The following is a 20,276-nucleotide window of genomic DNA, read 5'->3' as shown; positions in this document are numbered from 1 at the left end:
TGGGTCGGTTTCGCTCATTCAGTAGTCCGCACGTTCGCGGTAAGTGCTACAAAGGAGGGCTGTCGAATACCTGATTCCGCTCCGACGCGTTCTGCTTTTTGGCGGGCCCCTTCCCAGGCCCATGCAGGGCGCGACCGTGCCACGAGGACGCAGGCTTTTTAGTTCGAACGAATGGGCATTTGCGCGGAACATCAACTAGGGCCTCAAGGTTCTCAGCAAGTCCTAGCGCTGCCGGCGCGCTAGGCTCTGCCAGCGAAAGTGTCGGAAACCATGGGTCACCAGAGCTATCGTAGGAGCAGGCGCCGTTGCAGGGTATTCCGGCGCACATATGGTGTGAGCGGGCATGGACGTGATATTCATTGAACCGTGGCCCGAGCATGTCGAACGCATGAGAAAGCATGCTTTGCGCGTTACTCGCGCCACGGATGTTGCGGAATTCTCGGTTCCCATGCGGGCGCTGCACGTTACTGATGTGCAGCAGTTCGCGAAGCAGACGCCGGTCGATAGCGCCCTCGTTTGCAATGAAGTCCTACGACACGGCCTGGACGACCAAATGATCCAACAGTATCTTACGTCGGACGGGTACGTTGTCGCTCCAGAACTGCATGAATGAAGAGACGATCGCCAGCATCATTGCCTGCGGCAAGACCCTGGGGTGCACCGCGAGCAGTATCTCTAAACTTGCCCTGAGCCTGGCCACATGCACCGCGGCGAATCAACGCTATGCGTCTCAAAAGGGAGCTGCGGCTAAACATGCATGCGATGAAAGCGATGGCCATTATAGTGCTCCTGCTCCTGCTCGTGGTGAACGCTCTGGAATTGCTGCCGGCAGCGAGCGCATTCCAAATGTATCTATCGGGTGGGGCCGTGGTCCTGAGCCTTGTCGCGCTGATAGCGATTCTGGTCGGGCGCGGCCCGTCACGGGATAACCGAAGTGTTGGCGCTGAGGCGGCCCGACCGATGCCTGTTCCGAGCGGTGCAAACCAAGCAGACGCCGAGATCGTCAGCTTTTTGGCGATGCTGCAGGCAAGGGGCCGGCTGGTCGATTTCCTGATGGACGACATCAACGCGCATGACGACGCACAGGTTGGGGCAGCCGCGCGCGTGGTCCATGCCGGATGCAAAACCGCCCTGCTGGAGCACTTCCGAATCTCCCCCGTGCGCGCAGAGAGCGAGGGATCGACGGTGCAGGTCGCCGCTGGCTATTCACCGGACGAGTACCGACTGCTGGGCAAGATCAGCGGCCCGGCGCCGTTCTCGGGAGTGCTTGTCCACCACGGCTGGAAAACGGATGCAGTGAATCTACCACGCGTTTTGCGGAGCTCGACTGATCGACTTCCAGCAATCGCTCCGGCGGAGGTGGAACTGAGATAAGGGGGCTCGCATTGGCCGGCTGCCGGAGTCGGATCACGCGCAACCGGTGCTTTCCATCACGCGCGGCTATTGACGCGAATCGATAGCACGACAACCAGGACACCCCTCCCTCATGAGCGCTCGTTTCAGTCTTGCTATCGACCTCGGCACCAGCAACAGCGCAATCGCGATCGCAGATCTCGAGAGTGGCGAGACCAGGATTATCGAAATCCCGCAGACCCTAGGGCCAAATCAGATCGGCGAGATGCCGACACTGCCGTCCGCCGTCTATATTCCGCACTCCGAGGAGTTCCCGGAGAGTTCGTTTCCTCTGCCCTGGAACGATGCGGGGCAGCGCGCGATCATTGGCCAGTTCGCGCGCGAGCGGGGGGCGCTCGTGCCTGATCGCCTCGCGACCTCCGCCAAATCCTGGCTGTCCAACCCGCATATCGACCCGAAGCAGCGGATCCTGCCCTGGCGATCCGACATCGCGGAAGAGAAGGTCTCGCCATTCGAATGCTCACGCCTTTACCTCCAACACCTCAGGGATGCGTTCCTGCACACCGAACGGGTACAGGGGCGGGATTGGGACCTCTCGGAAGGCGAGATCGTTGTTACCGTTCCTGCCTCGTTCGATGAAATCGCAAGAAGCCTCACCGCCGAGGCCGCCAAGGATGCGGGGCTCGGGGACGTCACATTGCTGGAGGAGCCGCAGGCTGCATTCTACGCCTGGATGGCGCAGACTCGCAGAGAATGGCGAAACCTGATTGCTGATGGCGACATCGTGCTGGTCTGCGACGTCGGTGGCGGGACAGCCGATTTCAGCTTGATCGCGGTCACCGACGTCGAAGGCCGCCTGGAACTTGAGCGTGTCAGCGTTGGCGAGCACATTCTGCTGGGTGGCGACAATATGGATTTGGCGCTCGCATATGCGCTGAACGCCAAGCTTGAGGCCGCGGGCAAACGGCTGGACTCTTGGCAGTTCCTGGCGCTCGTGCATGCCGCCTCCAAAGCCAAGATCGTTCTGTTTGATGATGGCGCGTTGGCGCAGGCCCCAATCGCGGTGCCCTCGCGCGGCTCTAGCCTGCTTGCCAAGACTGTCTCAACGACTCTCGATCGCGAGATGCTGGAGCAAGTTGTTGTCGATGGTTTTTTCGCCAGAACCAGCCTTGACGACCTGCCGCGCGAGAGCCGCATAGCAGGGCTACACGAATTCGGTCTGCCCTATGCCTCCGACCCTGTCGTAAGCAAGCATATCGCCCGGTTTCTCGTTCAGAGCCTGCAGAACGTGAAGGCAAGCGAAAAGCTTGCCGCTCTGGTGGGAGCATCGGCTGGCGCGCAGGTGCTGATGCCGACCGCGGTCTTGTTTAATGGGGGCGTTTTCAAAGCCGCGCCAATCCGTACCCGAGTGCTTGATCTGCTGGCGTCCTGGAATGGGGGCCAGCGAGTCCGCGAATTGCAGGGTTTCGAACCAGACCTCGCCGTCGCACGTGGCGGCGCGATCTACGGACGTCTCCGCACCACTGGCAAGGGCATGCGCATCAAGGCCGGCGCGGCGCGCTCCTATTACATCGGCCTGGAAACGTCGATGCCCGCCATTCCGGGCTATAAGCCGCCGCTGAAGGCTTTGTGTGTTGTCCCGCAGGGGATGCAGGAAGGCACGGAACTGCTGATCGAAGGACGCGAGTTCGGGCTTGTGACCGGCCACACGGCGGAGTTTCGGTTTTTCTCCTCCTCGGTACGAAGCGGTGATACGCCGGGACAGATAATCCCCGATGCCGAGCGTGAGCTTGATGACGCTGGCCTGCTCGAAGTCGCGATCCCGGCACTGGACGTCCCCGTGGGGCAGGTAGTGCCGGTTCGCGTCAGCCCCGTCGTCACCGAACTTGGCATCCTTGAGCTTTGGATGAGGCACACGAACTCCGATCGCCGATGGAAGGTTGAGTTCCAGGTCCGCACGGAATAAGGGCCGGACCGCCTCTGGAGGTAATCCTTGAGCAAAGACCGCGCCCGCTTCGCCATTGGTATTGATCTCGGCACGACCAACTCCGCACTCGCATTCGCCCCGCTGCTCGGCCAGGGAACGCCAGAGGTCCTTCTCGTCCCGCAATGGGAAGGTCTTGCTAGTCTGACCGAGAAGCCAACGCTACCTTCTTTCCTGTACCTGCCAGAGGAAGCGGTCGCAGCACATTTGCGCGGGGAGGAGGTCGGAGCCGGGCAATGGATCGTCGGCCTTTTTGCACGCATGAAGGCAAGCGAAGCGCCCGGACGGGTGGTCCATTCCGCGAAGTCGTGGCTTTGCCATCACGCCGCCGACCGGTCGGCACCTTTTCTGCCATGGGGATCGGCCGTTCTGGCACGTGAGCAGAAAATCTCACCGCTACGCGCCTCGGCACTGATTCTGAACTATCTGCGGGGGATCTGGAACAGGCGGTTTGCCCAGGCCGGGTTTGCGTTCGACGATCAGGACATCACGGTTACCGTCCCGGCTTCCTTCGATGTGGCGGCGCAGCGGCTGACAATTACCGCTGCCGAGGAAGCGGGCTTCCCCGGCGATGTGCGACTGCTCGAAGAGCCGCAGGCTGCGTTCTATTGCTGGCTGGAAAGCCACGACCCAGCGCGCGAATTATGGCAGCGGCCCGACAACGGCGATGCCGGGCTGCGACACGTGTTGGTCATCGATATCGGCGGCGGCACCTCCGATTTCAGCATTTTTGAAATTCGCCTGAACGAGCAAACGCCGGACCTCGACATCAGGCGTGTCGCAGTCAGCGAGCACACGCTGCTCGGCGGCGACAATATCGACCTTGCCGTCGCCCATTTCCTGGAGCCGCGGCTTGCCGGGGCGGGCGGCCGGCTTTCCGGCCCGCAATGGGATCAGCTCGTCGCCGCCTGCCGTCATCTGAAAGAGCGCGCGCTGGCCACTACGGGGCCGCCGGATGAGCGGTTCGTTGTTGCACTGGCCGGTCGCGGGTCGGGGATGGTCGGCGGCTCGCAGACGGCGACCGTGATGCGGGCGGAAATCGAGAGCCTATTGCTGGACGGATTTTTTCCCTTCTGCGACGCCGCGGCGCGGCCGTACCGGACGCATGGGGCACTGAGGGAATGGGGGCTTCCTTATCCCCCCGACAGCGCGATAACCCGACACCTTGCCGAATTCCTCAATGACCGCCCGCGCATTGATGCCGTCCTGTTCAACGGCGGATCCGTCCGACCGCCGCTCCTGCGCCAAAGACTGCGCGAGCAGATCGGAGCCTGGCAGGACGGCTTCGTACCGCAGGTTCTGGAGAACGAGGAGCCGGATCTGGCGGTGGCGCGCGGAGCCGCGCGCTTTGGTGCCCTTCTCCACCATCGTTCGGGTCGCATCGCCGCTGGGGCAGCCGCCGCGATCTTTCTCGAAGTGGAGGGGATACAGACAGCGGATCGCGAGACTATGCGTGCGCCCCTCGTGTGCGTTCTTCCTGAAGGTGCAGCGCCGTCGCAGCTTTTTGAGATCGCTGATCTTGAGCTTAAGCTCCGCACCGATCAGCCGGTGCGCTTCCAGGCTTATTCCTCGACCCGGAAGAGCGACAGCCGGGCCGGAGACATCGTTTCCTGGTCCGAAGGCGTATTTCACCCGTTGCCCCCGCTTCAGACCATCGTCAGGACGGCTGAGCTATCCGGTCGGGAAGCGGGCGGGATGTTGCCGGTCGGTCTGACGGCGCGGATGAACGCATTGGGGCTGCTCCACATCTCGTGCGTCAGCGCCGACCCGGCCGTTCAGCAGTCCTGGCCGCTGGAATTCAACGTGCGCGAGCACGTCCAAGGCGTTTCGGGCACGCCCGGGGCGGGGCGGGCGCGGGAGGCAAACGCTCCGATTGCACCGAACGCTTCAGCGGACGCGCTGGAAACGGCACGCAGGCAGATCGGGATCGTGTTCACCCAGCCTGCCAATAACAGCAAAAAGAACAAGATTACTGCTGCCACGATCCTCAAGAGTATGGAGCGCATCCTCGCGTCTGCCAGAAGTGAATGGAACGGGCCGCTGCTGCGCGCCCTTTGGCCTGCGCTCGAGGAGCAGTGGGACGACAGACGACGTTCGGCGGATCACGAAGAGGCATGGCTCATCATGGCTGGATTTCTGCTGCGCCCGGGCTTCGGTGTTGTCGGGGACGAGCTTCGTATCGATGCCCTGTGGCGGGTGCACGATGATGGCTCGTGTTTTCCCGGTCGGCGCATCAAGAGTCAGGAATACATCCTCTGGCGCCGGGTGGCGGGCGGGCTCACGCGCGAACGTCAAACCAGGCTTATGGCCGGAGAGATCGACAGGATCCGCAGCGGCAGGGCGCCCGACGAACTCGTGCGCCTGGCTGGATCCCTGGAACTGCTCGACCACGACACCAAGGCGGAACTGGTGCGTTGCTTCTGCGATATCGCGGTGACGCTTGCAAGCGCCAAGCGGCACTGCGCTCCTTATCTTGCTGCGCTCGGGCTGCTGCTCAACCGAACTCCGCTCTACGCCGGGCCGGAGACTGTCGTCTCGCCCGATCTCGTCGAGCACGCGTATCACGCTTTCCAGCGCTTCGATTGGACTACGCCGGAGTTGCTCGACCTGCAGATTCTGTTCCTCCGGGCCGCGCGCGTCGTCGACGATCGGAGTCTGGATCTACCCGTGCCTTTGCGCGGCCTGATTGCCAGCAAGCTGGAGAAATCCGGCGTCTCTTCGCTGCAGACCGCAAAAATCAAAGGGTTCGTTCCGATCGGACGATCCGATCGGGCCAGTCTATACGACGATTCACTCCCTCCCGGTCTGCTCCTGATCGAATAGACAGGCGCGAGGCCCGCGCCGCCAGCGGCCATGTCGCCGCCGAACCGCGCGATGGTTCGAGGGTTTCACCCTGTTGGTTTGTTCCGCTCGCGCGATGGATGTTTGTTGTTTCGGACTCAGCCTCAATGTGGCGGCACGTCCGCGATGGGCATTAGAATACTCGGCCCGCGATGCAGATATCGCCAGCCTCAGCAATCCCTTCGAGGCGCACCGCCACATTGACACCAGTACCGAAAAGGTCGCCGTCGTCGCTCATGAGATCGCTGAAATTGATGCCAATGCGGAACTCAATCCGTCTCTCCTGCAGCACGTCGGTATTGCGCTCCGCCATGCCCGTTGCACCTCGACAGCGCAGCGGAGCGCATCCACAACGCTACTGAACTCAGCTGGCAGCTCGTCTCCGGTCTTCTTGCCGACCCGCCCACGGTGCTGAGCGATCTTCGGCTTGAAGAGGGAGCGCAAGTGATCCTGGAGCTGGGCGTGTGTTGCTTCCTCATCCAGGTTAGTCAGGCGGCTGTAGCCAGCCACATCTGCCGCAAAAATCGCAATGAGTCGTCGCACCAAGTGTTCGCGAGCCAAGGATTGTCATCCTCGCTATGACCTGACGCATTTGAGGCGCCGACTGTCCCGGAGGACGGCGCACTCGCGGCGCCCCGTAACTTTTTTGGACATTAGCGCTGTTCGTCTCCAGCTGCTGCCGCGAGCAGGGCTTAGTCCAGATCGGCCCGGTTGCCGGCATCCGGCCAACTCGGCGCTGAGGGGCGTGTGCCACGGGCACCGCTACGAGCCAGCCTTTCAGCACCGGTGTACGCCGAATTGCCCGGCGCCAATACTCAATGATCCGCTGAGGCTCGCTGCTCGCGATTGGGCCGGCGGCACAGCAGCTCACATTCGAAGGATCGCCATAGTGAAGGTCTTCTCGCGATTCAGCCAGCAATGGCAGGTCAATACCGATCGAACCATGTCGCAACGTGGTTACAAAGATCGAGCTGTGCCCCGTTTTATGAGTCCATCCTACACAACCGGGGAACGCGCGAGCCCGAAATGACGCAGCATGTCGACCAGTTCGGAAAGTCGCTGTTCGCGGTAGGCGTCAACATCCAGGCAGGAATAGTTGAGAAAGCCGGCGCCGGTGCGCAGGCCGATGCGTCCCTCCCGCATGTTGCGTGAGATGACGTCCGGCGCGCGATAGCGGTCGCTGCCAAGCGCGTCCTCGAGATAGCGGCTGGCGTAATAGAGAATATCGCCGCCGCCCCAATCGATGAACTCCAACAAGCCGAGAATAGCGTAGCGAAATCCAAAGCCGAACCGGATTGCCTTATCAATGTCTTCGGCGCTGGCGACACCTTCTTCGACCATCCGCGCCGCCTCGTTCATCGCCAGCGCCTGGATACGCGGCACGATAAAGCCCGGCTTCGCTGCGCAGACCACCGGTACCTTGCCGATACCTTCGAGCAGGCTCTTCATCCGTGCGGTAACGGCAGGATCGGTGGCCGCTCCGGGTGAGACTTCGACGAGCGGAATCAGATAGGCTGGGTTGAGCCAGTGCACGTTGAGAAAGCGGCTGGGGTGGGCGACCGCGCCAGAGAGATCATCGACCAAGATGGTGGAGGTCGTAGAAGCGATCATGACGTCTGGGCCAACCGCCTTTGAGGCAACAGCCAGCACATCGCGCTTGAGATCGACTACCTCAGGGACGCCTTCGAACACGATCCCCGCTTCGGCAAGTGCTGGGAGGCTATGATCGGCAGGGGCGACCATCACTCGCGCCAGCACCGCAGCCGCTTCGGCATCGGTCAGCAGTCCAAAGCGTGTCAGACTCGTGAGTGTTTTTCGAACTTCACCAAGCGCCTCCGTCTCAAGCCTTGTAAATTGTTCCGGCGAACGTGGCTTGACGTCGATCATGGTGACCGGGTGGCCGGCATAGGCGAATGCCACGGCGATACCACGGCCCATGCGACCGGCTCCTAGGCAGGCGATTGAAGGGCGCGTAGCGGTCATCTGGTGAAACCTTCACGCAACAGGCGCTGCAGGCTGCCTCGATTCATGTCGCCCAGACCAAGGCTGTCGAGTGTGCGCCCGGTGCTCATGAAGTCTTCACCGCAAATCGCACCACCGATGGCGAGAAATGATCGAGCGAGTGGCGTCGAGATGCCTGCCAGTTCGGCTACTGATGCCAGAAACGAGAGGCCGATCTGCAAATCCTCACGCATGTAGCGGTGTGCAGTCAGAACGATTCGCTCTCGCCAATCCCCTGAATCGGTGAGACGATCGTGCGAGCCGCGGCCATACATCCAGATCTCGCCCTCCTTGGCATAATGATGCGCCAGAGGAAAATGCGGTGCACCGTAGCCGAGCGCTTCCCGCACCGCGATTCGTTCGGCATCGAGCGCATCGGTAACGCGGCGGATTGCGGCTTGCGTGCCTTCCTTGTGGATGTCCCAGCCTTCGAAGTGCTCGATCGGGCCTGCGTTCATGATGATGAGCGGTGGGTGAATAATTGGGCCGGCGTTCATCAACGCGCCGGAGAGCGCGTCGCCGCAGGGTTCGGTCACTCCGGGAAATGCCTGTCCAATCACCGAGAGCGCATGATCGGCAGTGCGAAGCGGGAAGACCCCGACGGGAAGCCGTTTGGCACGAATAGTGATGGCAACCTCAAATGAGTCATGCTTGCGCGTCAGCCAAGGTAACGTGCCCGTCTCCGCAAAGCTTATGCTCGCGGGATTGCTCGCGTCACGCAAAGCGCTCGCAAAGATCATGGTGCCGAAAGTGGCCGGCGGTAAGAATATGACCTGGCCATCGCACAGATGCGGAGCGAGTTGTTTGGCGATCTCAGCCTGAGCGAATGCGGGAACAGGACAGACGATAAGCTCGGCCTGATGCACCGCATCGCCGATCTCGGTGGTCACCAGCGCGAGCCGCACATCGTGTCGGCCGTTTGAATCCTTCACGATGATGCGAGAGCCCTCAAGGCGATGTGCCAACACTTGGTCTGTATCGCGCCGCCACAGCCGCACATCGTGGCCTTGGAGTGCAAAATCACCTGCAGCGGCAAAGGAACCGTTGCCGCCTCCCAAGACCGCGATTTTCAATTTCCGTCTCCTCGCTCGCGTGATCGAGCATCGAGCTGTTTCACCAAGAAGTGCTGGACTTTGCCCAGCGCCGTTCGAGGCAGTTCCTCCACGAAGATGATCTCCCGTGGCACCTTGAAGCGGGCGAGTTGCGACTGAACATGGGCTTTCAAGCTTTCCGCCTCGATCTGAGCCCCTGATCGCCGGATCACGTATGCGACCGGGACTTCGTCCCAGCGCAAGTCCGGCCGGCCGATAACCGCGCATTCCGTGACATCGGGATGCTCCATCAGCACACGCTCGACTTCCGCTGGATAGATGTTTTCACCGCCGGAAATGATCAGGTTTCTTTTGCGGTCATGGACCCAAAAGTAGCCGTCGCTATCACGCCGCCCGATATCGCCGCTTCGGTACCAGCCCTCATGCAGCGCCTCGCGGGTCGCCTGCTCATTTCCCCAATATTCGTAGAACAGGTTGGGCCCGCGCAGGGCGATTTCACCTGGGGTACCGGGCGGCAGTTCGTTGCCGGCATCATTGATGATTGTCGCCTCGCAGCATAGGCCGGGCAGGCCGGTCGAGCCCTCCCGTGAAAGGTCGTCCCCAAGCCTCGTATAGATGGCGATGGGGCAGGTTTCCGTGGAGCCATAGACCTGCAGCACCGGCACGCCGCGTGCGACAAAGCGCTCGATCAAGTGCTGCGGCACGATGGTCGAACCCGTCGTAATTGCCTTCAGCGAGCACAGATCGACTGTTGGCCATGCGGGGTGATCGGTTACAGCTTGGATGGTCGCCGGCACCAGCACCGTCAGCGTTGGCCGATCGCGCTCGAACGCTGCAAGTGTCGCATCTGGTGAAAAGCGCGAATGAAGGGTGACCGTCGCGCCCTGATGCAGTGCCGGCGTGGTCTGGATGTTGAGGCCGCCGACATGGAAGAGCGGCAGGACGGTCAGCACATGATCGTCCGAGGTGAGGCCATGCATGTGCTGGCTCATGATCCCATTCCACAGCAAGGCTTCCTGGCGTAGCACGGCGCCCTTCGGCCGGCCGGTGGTGCCCGAGGTGTAGACGATCAGAAGTGGGCACGACAGGTCCGTGTGCGGGTAGCGATCATCGCCGCGGTCTTGGTCCAGCAAGCTGTTCCATGTGCTTCCGCGGGGAGGCGCAAAGTCGAAGCCGACAACAGCCGTGCCAGGCAGTTTCTGGGCGAAGTCCGGTAGAAGTGCAGCAAAGGCATTTTCAAGCACCAGGACCTTGGCGGCGGCGTCGGACAGGATGAAGAGCTGCTCGGCGACGGCGAGCCGCCAATTCAATGGCACCAGCATCGCGCCGAGCCGCGCGCAAGCATAGAGCAGTACCAGATAATCAGGCCGATTGAGGCTGAGGATCGCGACGCGATCGCCTCTGTTGACGCCGAGCTCCGTTTTCAAGGCGCGGGCGGCCTGCGCGATTCGTGCATTCAAGTTCGCGTAGCTGAGAGTCTCGCCCTCGAAACGGATCGCGGGCTTGTTGGGAGCGAACGCCGCGTTGCGTTCAATCAGCGTACAGATATCCACCGTCAGTTGTCCGTTTCCCCGACCTCATAGAGCGCCTCTCTCCCGATACGATCAAGGCACAGCTCTGCGGTCCATGGCAGCATCAGCGAGCCGCAGCGGCTATCACGATAGATTCGTTCCAGCGGCAGCGATTTCAGCATTGCCTGACCGCCGCAGGTGCGGATCGCCAGCGTCGCGATCTCGTTGGCACCTTCCATGACCGAATATTGCGCGGCATAGGCACGCAAGATCTGCTCCTTGCTCGGATTGGCGCGCGCCTCGCTGACCGCCTGAAACCAAATCGCTTTGATCTGCTCGAGCTTGATCTGCATCTGCGCGACTGCGATCTGCTTGGTCGGATACATTCGCCGTTTGACCGGCGGCGTGCCCGGAACTTCGCCGCGCAGATAACGGACCGTGAAATCATAAGCCGCTTGGGCAAGGCCCATATAGGTCGGCGAGAGCGTGAGGAACATATGCGGCCAACGCAGCGCCGCCTGGAAATAGACGCCACGCGGCATCAGGGCCGCATCGTCCTCCACGAACACGTCCTTAAACAGGAGCGTGCGCGATACCGTCCCGCGCATGCCAAGCGGATCCCAGTCGCCAACGACAGAGACGCCGCCCGTGTCGGCTGGAATGGCGAGATAGAGCGTGTTGCGACGCGACGCTTTTTCGCCTTCAGCGATCTCGGTGCAAAGCACGCCGTAATAGTCGGCATGTCCCGAGAGCGAAGCGAAGATCTTTTTCCCGTTCACGAGCCAGCCGCCCTTGACCGGCTTTGCTTCTGTGCCGAAGGCGACTCCGCCGGCAGCCGCCGCGCCACCTTCCGAAAACGGTTGCGAATAGATGGCACCTTCCTCGACGATACGTTTGTAGTGGATGGAGCGCCGGCGCTCATGCTCTGCGCGCGTTTGCGAATCCATATCGAGATCGTCGGCCAGCGGCCCCGACCAGAGCGTCGAGCAGACATGCATGTTCCAGGTCAGGGCGGTCGCGCCGCAGTAACGGCCGATTTCCGCGGCCGCAAGGGCATAGGTCTGATAGTCGGCTCCGAGACCGCCATGCTTTTTCGGGATGGAAATCCCGAGCAGTCCCGCACGATGCAAATCGGCATAATTCTCGGTTGGAAATCTTGCGTCACGGTCATAGGCCGCAGCGCGGTCCGCGAACACGGTCTGGCCGAGCTCGCGCGCGCGCGCGATGATCTCGGCCTGCTGCACGGAGAGGCGGAATGCGGCCGGATCGAAGATCGGTGCGTCGAGAGCGGCCTTGCCGATCCCGGTTGCATCTGTGCTGGCGTGTCGCGTCATTATGTCAGTGCTTCCGTTTGGTTGGCCTCCGCCTTGAGGAACTGGTCCAGGGCAGCGTTGAAGGCCTCGGGACGTTCCAAATTGGCGAGGTGGCCGGCGCCCGCGAGTTCAACATAGCTCGCCAATGGAATGAAGCTCGCCATCTTGGCCATCATCGACGCCGGAGCATTGTTGTCCTTTGTGCCCGAGAGCACTAGCGTGGGCCGCCTGATGTGCTTGAGCGCCTGGCGCAGGTCGAACCCGAGAAGCGCCAGCATACAGGCGCGATAACTCGCTTCGGGAACGCTCGCCATACACTCGCGGGCGATTTGCATCCCGACGGGGTCAGGATCATCGCCGACCAGTTCCGTAACCAATGCCGGCGCTAACGAGGCTATGCTCTCGCCGCGATCAAGCGGGCCAAGCCGTGCCGCGATGAACGACTTTTGCCAGTCACCGTCGGGTTTGCCGAAGGCCGGGCTTGTCTGCGCAAGCACGACCGCGCTGGCGCTCAGGGGATGGTTGACGAGCCATTGTTGGACGATCATGCCGCCGATCGAGTGGCCGACCAGCACGGGGCTCTTGGCGCCGACCTGTTGAAGGAAATCCTGCAATGCGCCGGCAAGCGTTGCGATACTTACGCTCTCAAGCGGGGCCGAGCCGCCATAGCCAGGCATGTCCCAGGCGAGAGCATGATACCGGCTACTGAACGCCTCGAGCTGGCCTCGCCAAGCCCGTGCCGCGCCTCCGATCCCATGCAAGAATATCAGCGGCGGCAGACCGGGATCACCGGCCGCTTCGTAGCAGAAGCGACCATCGTCGGTCTTGATGGGTGCAAAAGCAGGCACACCAGATCTCCGGTTTTCCGAGCGTGCCAATGCTAACAGGCTGCCGAAGGATGGGAAGCCATAATTTTATATCTAAAGCATCTGGGGCCCGCCTGGCCGGCCAGAGCCTTCCTTGCAAAACCTTGAGGTCTAAAATATACGCGAAGTACCGAGGCTGAACTCCACATGGGGAGGTCTGCGCATGTCCGGACTGCCGCATTCCTCACATGCATTGGTGACGGGCGGCGGTCGTGGCATAGGTCGCGAGATCGCCGCAGCGCTGGTCCGTGCTGGTGCGACAGTCACGGTCGTTGGCCGTCATCGTCCAGCTCTCGATGCGGCGGTAGCTGCGGGCGCGGCGCATTTCGCGGAAGTGGCCGATGTCGTGGAGCAGCCAGCAGTCCATTCGGCCATTGCGGCGGCCGCGGCTCGGCAGCCGATTGACATTCTGATTGCAAATGCGGGTACCGCCGGATCCGCCCCCTTTGAAAAATCCGATGATGCGCTGTTCAGGCGCATGATGGATGTCAATTTCATGGGCGTCGTGCATGCGATCCAGGCGGTGTTGCCTGACATTAAGGATCGGCCTTGCGGGCGAATTGTCGCCGTCGCGTCGACGGCGGGCCTGAAAGGGTATTCCTATGTGAGCGCCTATAGTGCCGCGAAACATGCAGTCGTAGGTCTTGTGCGCTCACTCGCGCTCGAACTCGCGAGCACGCGCGTGACCGTGAATGCGGTCTGCCCGGGCTTCACTGACACTGATCTCGTTGCGACCAGCATCGACAACATCATGAAGAAGACTGGGCGCAGCCGCGAGCAGGCTTTGGCCGATCTCTCCCGCCATAACCCGCAGGGGCGCCTCGTCACCCCGGCTGAGGTGGCCGACACCGTGCTTTGGCTCTGTGGTGAGGGCGCGAGCGCGATCACGGGGCAGGCCATCGCGGTTGCCGGCGGAGAGGTTTAGGATCGCTGGCGCGATACCAGGAGATAACCAAGAAGTAGGACATATCATGAGCCGTCCAGCCAATCCCGTCACCATACCCTTGGCGGATTATTCTCCTCGGCACTTCCTGCTGACCCTCGTTGAGGGCGTAGCCACGGTGACCTTGAATCGTCCTGAACGAAAGAATCCGTTGACGTTCGAGAGCTACCGCGAGCTGACCGATTTCTTTCGAGCCTGCCCCTTTGACGACGCAGTCAAGGCGGTCGTTGTCACCGGTGCCGGTGGAAACTTCTCTTCCGGTGGCGATGTGTTCGAGATAATCGGCCCCCTGGTGAAAATGGATACCAAGGGTTTGACCGCGTTCACCCGCATGACCGGTGACCTTGTTAAAGCCATGCGGGCATGCCCGCAGCCGATTGTCGCTGCGGTCGAGGGCATCTGTGCTGGCGCCGGAGCGATCATCGCCATGGCATCCGATATGCGGCTCGCCGCCGTTGGCGCCAAGGTCGCCTTTCTGTTCAACAAGGTGGGCCTTGCCGGTTGCGACATGGGCGCCTGCGCGATCCTGCCGCGCATCATTGGGCAGTCGCGGGCTTCCGAATTGCTTTATACCGGTCGTTTCATGACCGCCGAGGAGGGTGAGCGCTGGGGCTTTTTCAGCCGTATGGTCCCGGCCAGCCAGGTGCTGGCGGATGCGCAATCGCTTGCGCGTGAGATCGCCCAGGGCCCAACCTTCGCCAACACCATGACGAAACGGATGCTCGCCATGGAGTGGGCGATGTCGGTGGAAGAAGCGATCGAGGCGGAGGCCGTGGCGCAGGCACTTTGCATGACGACCGCCGACTTCACCCGAGCCTTCGAGGCCTTTGCGAACAAAACGAAACCGCTATTTCAGGGTAACTGACGCCTTCTACTCGAAGCTCGTTAGCGGGGACTTGCGCTAAATTATTTTAGGTTTAAAATAATTTACATTGCGATAGTCGGAGGCTCCCATGAAGGTCGCGATTATCGGCGGTGGACCGGCCGGTCTCTACGCCGCGATCCTCTTGCGCAAGCAGCGGCCAGAGGCCGAAATCACGGTCTACGAGCGCAATCGCCCGGACGATACGTTCGGTTTCGGCGTTGTGTTCTCGGATGCAACGCTGGACAATTTCGAAAAATATGACCTGCCGAGCTATCGCCGCATTACCGAGGAATTTGCCTATTGGGACGACATTGCCGTCCATTTTCGCGGCACCGTGCATCGGGTCGGCGGCAACGGCTTCTGCGGCTGCTCGCGACGCAAGCTGCTCTTGATCCTGCAGGAGAGGGCGCGCGAACTCGGCGTCACGCTTCGGTTCGAAACCGAAATCGACGATGAGGTCCGGTTCGGCGATGCCGATCTCATCATCCTCGCCGACGGCATCAACAGTCGCTTTCGCGAGAAATATGTGGATCATTTCCAGCCCGAGATCGACGTGCGCGCGAATATGTTCGCCTGGATGGGATCGACCCGGCCGCTGGACGCCTTCACCTTCATCTTCCAGGAGACCGAGTGGGGACCGTTCATTGCCCACGCCTATCAATATGAGGCAGAGCGCTCCACCTGGATTTTCGAGACCGATCCCCAAACATTCGAGCGTGCAGGACTTCGGGGACTCAGCGAAAGAGAGTCGGCCGATCGGATGGCCGAAATTTTTGGCTGGTTCCTCGGCGGCCACCAGATTTTGACCAACCGCTCGATGTGGCGCAACTTCCCCATGATCCGAAGCAAGCGCTGGGTCAAGGATAACATGGTGCTTCTCGGCGATGCCAAAGCGAGCGCGCATTTCTCGGTCGGCTCGGGCACCAAGCTTGCGATGGAGGATGCGATCGCACTGGCAGACGCTCTGCGCGACGCTCCGAGCGTCGCCTCCGCCCTGCAGAAATACGAGCAGGGGCGCCGCGAGGAGGTGGAAAAGACCCAGCACGCAGCCGACGTATCGCTGGTGTGGTTCGAACATGTCGATCGCTTCTGGGATTTCGATCCCGTGCAGTTTGCCTTTGGCGTGATGACCCGCTCGAAGGCCATCACTTACGATAACTTACGTTTGCGGGCGCCGGATTTCGTCGCCGAGGTGGACAAGGCTTTTGCCAGGCAGGTTCGCGCGAAGGGGTTTGATGTCGATCTCAAAAGGCCGGTCGCGCCAATGTTCCAGCCGTTCCGCCTGCGGGAGATGGAGATCGTCAATCGCGCCGTGGTATCGCCGATGTGCATGTATTCGGCCAAAGAGGGCGTGCCCGGCGATTTTCATCTCGTGCATTACGGCTCGCGCGCCATCGGCGGCGCCGGCCTGATCTTCACCGAAATGACCTGCGTCAGCCGTGACGCCCGCATCACGCCGGGCTGTGCCGGCCTTTGGAATGACGAGCAGGAAGCCGCCTGGCGGCGGATCGTCGATTTCGTGCACGCCAATTCGGCCGCGAAGTTCGCCCTGCAGCTCGGACATGCCGGGCGCAAGGGTGCGACGAAACTGATGTGGGAGGGTATCGATCGCCCCTTGGAAGAAGGCGGTTGGGACGTGGTGTCGGCCTCACCTATTCCCTACTTTCCCGACAGCCAGGTGCCGCGCGAGTTGGATCGCGCTGCAATGGATGCGATCAAGGCGGCCTTTGTTGCGGCGGCCGAGCGCGGTGAACGCTGCGGCTTCGATATGCTGGAGCTGCATTGCGCCCACGGCTATCTGCTTGCGAGCTTCATCTCGCCGCTCACCAACAAGCGTACCGACGCTTATGGCGGCTCGTTGGCGAATCGCCTGCGGTTTCCGCTCGAAGTGTTCGAGGCCCTGCGATCGGTCTGGCCTAAACATAAGCCGATGTCGGTGCGCATTTCCGCAACCGACTGGACAGAGGGTGGCATCACCGGCGATGATGCCGTGCAAATCGCACGGGACTTTGCCAAGGCGGGTGTCGACCTGGTGGATGTTTCGACGGGACAGACCGTGCGTGATGCCCAGCCGGTCTATGGCCGCATGTTCCAGACGCCGTTCTCCGATCAGGTCCGAAACGAAGCCCGGGTTTCCACGATGTGCGTCGGTAACATTACGACGGCCGATCAGGTCAATACGATCCTGGCCGCCGGGCGCGCGGATCTCGTGGCCCTTGCCCGCCCGCATCTGGTCGATCCCGCCTTCACCCTGAAAGCCGCGGCTTGGTACGGTGTGGAGGGCGTGTTCTGTCCGCCACAATATCTGCCGGGCAAAGAGCAAATTTTCCGCAACAGCGTACGAGATAGGCTGGATTTGGAGGACCTCAAAACTAAGGCCAAGCCGAAGACACGGGCGGAGCTGAAGGCCGAGGCGACAAAGCCGCTTGCGGCGGAGTGATTGGCCGTGCAACCCTAGAGCATGATCCGGAAAAGTGTGTAGCGGTTTTCCGAAGAGATCATGCTTAATGTCAATCAAAGAGCTAGAGCGCAATGACGATTCGACTCAATGTCATCGCGCTTTAGTGCCGTTCCGAAGCTCGTCCTCGGGTGTGCGGAGTTAGGGCGATGAAGGCAATTGTTGTCGGCGGCGGTATCGGTGGTCTGACCACCGCGCTGATGTTGCGGGCCCGCGGCGTTGACTGCGAGGTATTCGAGCAAGCCGACGCGATCCGCGAACTCGGCGTCGGCATCAATACGCTTCCTCACGCGATTCGTGAGCTTGCGGGAATTGGCCTATTGGACCGTCTCGACGAGGTTGCGATCCGCACCGCCGAGCTGTTTTATCTGACGCGTCACGGTCAGCAGGTCTGGCACGAGAAGCGCGGGCTCGACGCCGGGCACGACGTGCCGCAGTTCTCGATCCATCGTGGTCGCCTGCAGGCGGTGATCTATCGGGCGGTGCTCGACCGTCTCGGCCCCGATGCCATCAGAACCGGCTGCCGGCTCGGTTCGTTCTCCCAGGACGAAGGCGGAGTGACCGCCTATTTCTTCGACCGGAACGGCGCGCACGTGCACACAGCGCGCGGCGACGTTCTTATCGGGGCGGACGGCATCCATTCCAAGGTCCGGCAAGCGCTGTTTCCCGACGAGGGGCCGCCGTGCTGGAACGGATTGATGCTCTGGCGCGGCGCAATCGATTGGCCGGCCTTTCTGACCGGGCGATCGATGATCATCGCGGGTGGATTGAATGCCAAGGCCGTGGTGTATCCCATCGCCGAAGGTTCGAGCCCGGCAAGCCGGCTGACCAATTGGGCCGTGCTGGTGCGGATCGGCGACGGCACGGCGCCGCCGCCGCGCAAGGAGGATTGGTCAAGGCTCGGCAAGCGGGAAGAGCTGATGCCGCACGTTGCAGGCTTCTCGATTCCCCAGGTTGACTTTGCCGCTTTGGTCCGCGCAACGCCGGAGTTCTGGGAGTATCCCTGCTGCGATCGCGATCCGCTGCCTTATTGGTCCAGCGGCCGGGTGACGCTGCTCGGCGACGCCGCGCATCCCATGTATCCCGTGGGCTCAAATGGGGCGTCTCAAGCGATCCTCGACGCCCGGTGCCTGGCTGATGCGCTGGCGCGGTCCGAGCACCCGCGGCAAGCGCTGGTGGCCTACGAGCGTCAGCGCCTGCCGATGACGGCGGAGATCGTTGCCTCAAATCGCAAGGGCGGCCCGGAAGGGGTAATCGATGCAGTGGAGCAACTTGCGCCGGAAGGCTTTACAGATCTCGATAGCGTGTTGAACTACGAGGCGCGCGAAGCGATCGTGCGGGGATATGCCGCGAGAGCGGGATTTGCCGCACGCGTGGTATCCCGCCAGGAAGAGCGTCAGGCCAGTTAGGCCGGAGGCGGCGGCAAGAAGTGAATGTTGTATTCGGCCGCGAGCTTGACCACGTCCTCTGGGTTTTGCTGCTTCATGTTGTGAATGGCCCAGAACAGGTCATAAAGTCTGCGGGTCGGCGACACCCAGAACAGCGTCTTTGCCGGTTGCTGCGAATTGTTGAAGATGCCGTGCGGCTTGCCCATGGGTAGCCGCACCGTATCTCCCGGCGTTGCGAATTCCTCGGCTCCATCGAGCATGAAGTCGAGCCGACCCTCCAGGATGTAGAGATACTCGTCCTGATCAGGATGGAGGTGCGGCGGGACAAATGTGCCGGGCGGGAACGTCGCATGCCACGAAAAGCAGTTGTCCGTGCGGTTTTTCGGCACATAGATCTGGCCGAGGATGTTCCACGTGATGCCCTGAATGCCCTCGTTGGCCCGGGTGATGCCGGCGATCTCGGTTTTCATACGTTGTCCTCCCTCGTCTCAGTTGCCCGGCGCGCAATCCTTTGCGTAGCGATCGCCGTAATTCTCGAAGACCTTCTGCACGATTTCAGTCTGGAACCTTCCATCGGGACGCTTGGCCACTTTGGTCAGGTAAAAGTCCTGGATTGGATAACCATTGCTGTTGAATTTGAAGCTGCCGCGCAGCGAGGTGAAATCGGCTTTCTTCAGCGCCGATGCGACGGCATCCTTGTTGGTAAGATCGCCATTGGTGGCCTTCACGGCGCTGTCTATCAGCCGCGCGGCGTCATAAGCCTGCATGGCATAGGTGCCGGGCACGCTGTCATAGGTTGCTTCATAGGCGCTGACGAATTTCCTGTTCTGGGGATTGTCGAGATTGGGCGCCCAGTTGGCGCCGCCGAACATGCCGACCGCGGCATCCTGCTGCGCCGGCAGCGTCGATTCATCGACGGTGAAAGCGGACAGCACCGGGATGGTATCAGCGAGCCCGGCCTGACGGTATTGCCTCACGAGGTTCACGCCCATACCGCCGGGCATGAACGTGAATAACGCGTCCGGCTTGAGCGAAGCGATCTTGGAAAGCTCCGGCTGGAAATCCAGCGTGCCGAGTGGCATGTAGGATTCCTCGACGATCTCGCCCTTGTAGTCGAGCTTGAAGCCGGCGGCGGAATCCCGTCCCGCCTGATAATTCGGCACCAGCAAGTAGACCCGCTTGTAGCCGCGATCCTGGGCGACCTTGCCAAGGATCTCGTGCACCTGGTCGTTCTGGTACGAGGTGACATAGAAAAATGGGTTGCATCCCTTGCCGGCATAGCTCGAAGGACCGGCGTTGGGACTGATCAGGAAGGTCTTGTTGTCGACGACCGGCCGATGAATCGCGAGCAGAATATTCGAAAAGATCGGACCAACGACAAAATCGACGTTCTCGCGCTCGAGCAGGCCTTTCACCTTGGTCACGGCCGCATCAGGCTTGAGCTCGTCGTCGACGACGGTGACCTCGACATCCTTGCCGCCCATCTTGCCACCGAGATCTTTCACCGCGAGCGCAAACCCGTCGCGCGTCTGCTGGCCAAGCACCGCTGCTGGCCCTGACAAGGTGGCGATGACGCCAATCTTGATCTTGCCCTGCGCGAGGGCCGCGCTTGACACAGCGCTCAACAGGATCGCCAATCCGGCCCACTTCGATTGTTTGCTCATGACAACTCCCCTGACCAGTGGCCTCGACCTGAGCGGA

General features: G+C 61.5%; 16 protein-coding genes. 8 read left to right on the top strand and 8 right to left on the bottom strand.

The annotated features are described in order from the left end of the window. Positions 1-343 precede the first annotated feature (343 nt). From F758_RS0112035 to F758_RS0112020, 4 genes are all read left to right on the top strand, one after another. Positions 344-613, top strand: coding sequence for a hypothetical protein (locus F758_RS0112035; RefSeq protein WP_024508098.1), 270 nt, complete (start codon positions 344-346; stop codon positions 611-613). Positions 614-753: 140 nt separating this feature from the next. Beyond that, on the top strand, positions 754-1,374 hold the full coding sequence (locus F758_RS47540; protein ID WP_198026465.1) for a DUF2760 domain-containing protein: 621 nt from the start codon (positions 754-756) through the stop codon (positions 1,372-1,374). 112 nt (positions 1,375-1,486) lie between these two features. Beyond that, entirely contained in the window at positions 1,487-3,319 is a 1,833-nt protein-coding gene (locus F758_RS0112025; protein WP_024508096.1) for an Hsp70 family protein, read from the top strand. Between the two features lie 27 nt (positions 3,320-3,346). Then, positions 3,347-6,160 (top strand): hsp70 family protein, encoded by a 2,814-nt coding sequence (locus F758_RS0112020; protein WP_024508095.1) that lies wholly within the window; start codon positions 3,347-3,349, stop codon positions 6,158-6,160. A 151-nt stretch (positions 6,161-6,311) separates the two neighbouring features. Here F758_RS0112020 and F758_RS0112015 read toward each other — a convergent pair whose 3' ends face one another. From F758_RS0112015 to F758_RS0111985, 6 genes are all read right to left on the bottom strand, one after another. Next, a complete protein-coding gene (locus tag F758_RS0112015; RefSeq protein WP_024508094.1) occupies positions 6,312-6,491 on the bottom strand; it encodes a nucleotidyl cyclase domain-containing protein in 180 nt (59 codons plus the stop codon). A gap of 683 nt (positions 6,492-7,174) precedes the next feature. Continuing rightward, positions 7,175-8,116, bottom strand: coding sequence for a 3-hydroxybutyryl-CoA dehydrogenase (locus F758_RS0112005; protein ID WP_024508092.1), 942 nt, complete (start codon positions 8,114-8,116; stop codon positions 7,175-7,177). Between the two features lie 41 nt (positions 8,117-8,157). Continuing rightward, complete coding sequence (locus tag F758_RS0112000; RefSeq protein ID WP_024508091.1) at positions 8,158-9,252, bottom strand: NAD/NADP-dependent octopine/nopaline dehydrogenase family protein; 1,095 nt, start codon at positions 9,250-9,252, stop codon at positions 8,158-8,160. Next, positions 9,249-10,784, bottom strand: a complete 1,536-nt coding sequence (locus F758_RS0111995) for a class I adenylate-forming enzyme family protein (protein WP_024508090.1) — start codon at positions 10,782-10,784, stop codon at positions 9,249-9,251. The genes F758_RS0112000 and F758_RS0111995 overlap by 4 nt, the downstream gene beginning before the upstream one ends. A 2-nt stretch (positions 10,785-10,786) precedes the next feature. Continuing rightward, positions 10,787-12,076: an acyl-CoA dehydrogenase family protein gene (locus F758_RS0111990; RefSeq protein ID WP_024508089.1), complete on the bottom strand. Its 1,290-nt coding sequence runs from the start codon at positions 12,074-12,076 to the stop codon at positions 10,787-10,789. Next, a complete protein-coding gene (locus F758_RS0111985; protein ID WP_024508088.1) occupies positions 12,076-12,903 on the bottom strand; it encodes an alpha/beta fold hydrolase in 828 nt (275 codons plus the stop codon). Before F758_RS0111985 ends, F758_RS0111990 begins: the two co-directional genes overlap by 1 nt. Before the next feature lie 181 nt (positions 12,904-13,084). On the opposite strand from F758_RS0111985, the gene F758_RS0111980 reads away from it, so the two are divergent. The 4 genes from F758_RS0111980 (at position 13,085) to F758_RS0111965 (ending at position 18,596) form a co-directional block, all read left to right on the top strand. Then, a complete protein-coding gene (locus F758_RS0111980) occupies positions 13,085-13,846 on the top strand; it encodes an SDR family NAD(P)-dependent oxidoreductase (protein ID WP_024508087.1) in 762 nt (253 codons plus the stop codon). A gap of 46 nt (positions 13,847-13,892) precedes the next feature. Beyond that, positions 13,893-14,729 (top strand): enoyl-CoA hydratase family protein, encoded by an 837-nt coding sequence (locus F758_RS0111975; protein ID WP_024508086.1) that lies wholly within the window; start codon positions 13,893-13,895, stop codon positions 14,727-14,729. A gap of 88 nt (positions 14,730-14,817) precedes the next feature. Then, entirely contained in the window at positions 14,818-17,169 is a 2,352-nt protein-coding gene (locus tag F758_RS0111970; protein ID WP_024508085.1) for a bifunctional salicylyl-CoA 5-hydroxylase/oxidoreductase, read from the top strand. A gap of 167 nt (positions 17,170-17,336) precedes the next feature. Continuing rightward, complete coding sequence (locus F758_RS0111965; RefSeq protein WP_024508084.1) at positions 17,337-18,596, top strand: flavin-dependent oxidoreductase; 1,260 nt, start codon at positions 17,337-17,339, stop codon at positions 18,594-18,596. On the opposite strand, the gene F758_RS0111960 is transcribed toward F758_RS0111965, so the two are convergent. Continuing rightward, a complete protein-coding gene (locus F758_RS0111960; protein WP_024508083.1) occupies positions 18,593-19,045 on the bottom strand; it encodes a cupin domain-containing protein in 453 nt (150 codons plus the stop codon). The two genes, F758_RS0111965 and F758_RS0111960, sit on opposite strands and share 4 nt — an antisense overlap. Before the next feature lie 18 nt (positions 19,046-19,063). Continuing rightward, positions 19,064-20,239, bottom strand: a complete 1,176-nt coding sequence (locus tag F758_RS0111955; RefSeq protein ID WP_024508082.1) for an ABC transporter substrate-binding protein — start codon at positions 20,237-20,239, stop codon at positions 19,064-19,066. Positions 20,240-20,276 lie beyond the last annotated feature (37 nt).

This window comes from Bradyrhizobium sp. ARR65, assembly GCF_000472385.1.
Classification (GTDB): domain Bacteria; phylum Pseudomonadota; class Alphaproteobacteria; order Rhizobiales; family Xanthobacteraceae; genus Bradyrhizobium.
The sequence above is the reverse complement of the archived record's forward strand: the minus strand, read 5'-3'. Positions and strand labels throughout refer to the sequence as shown.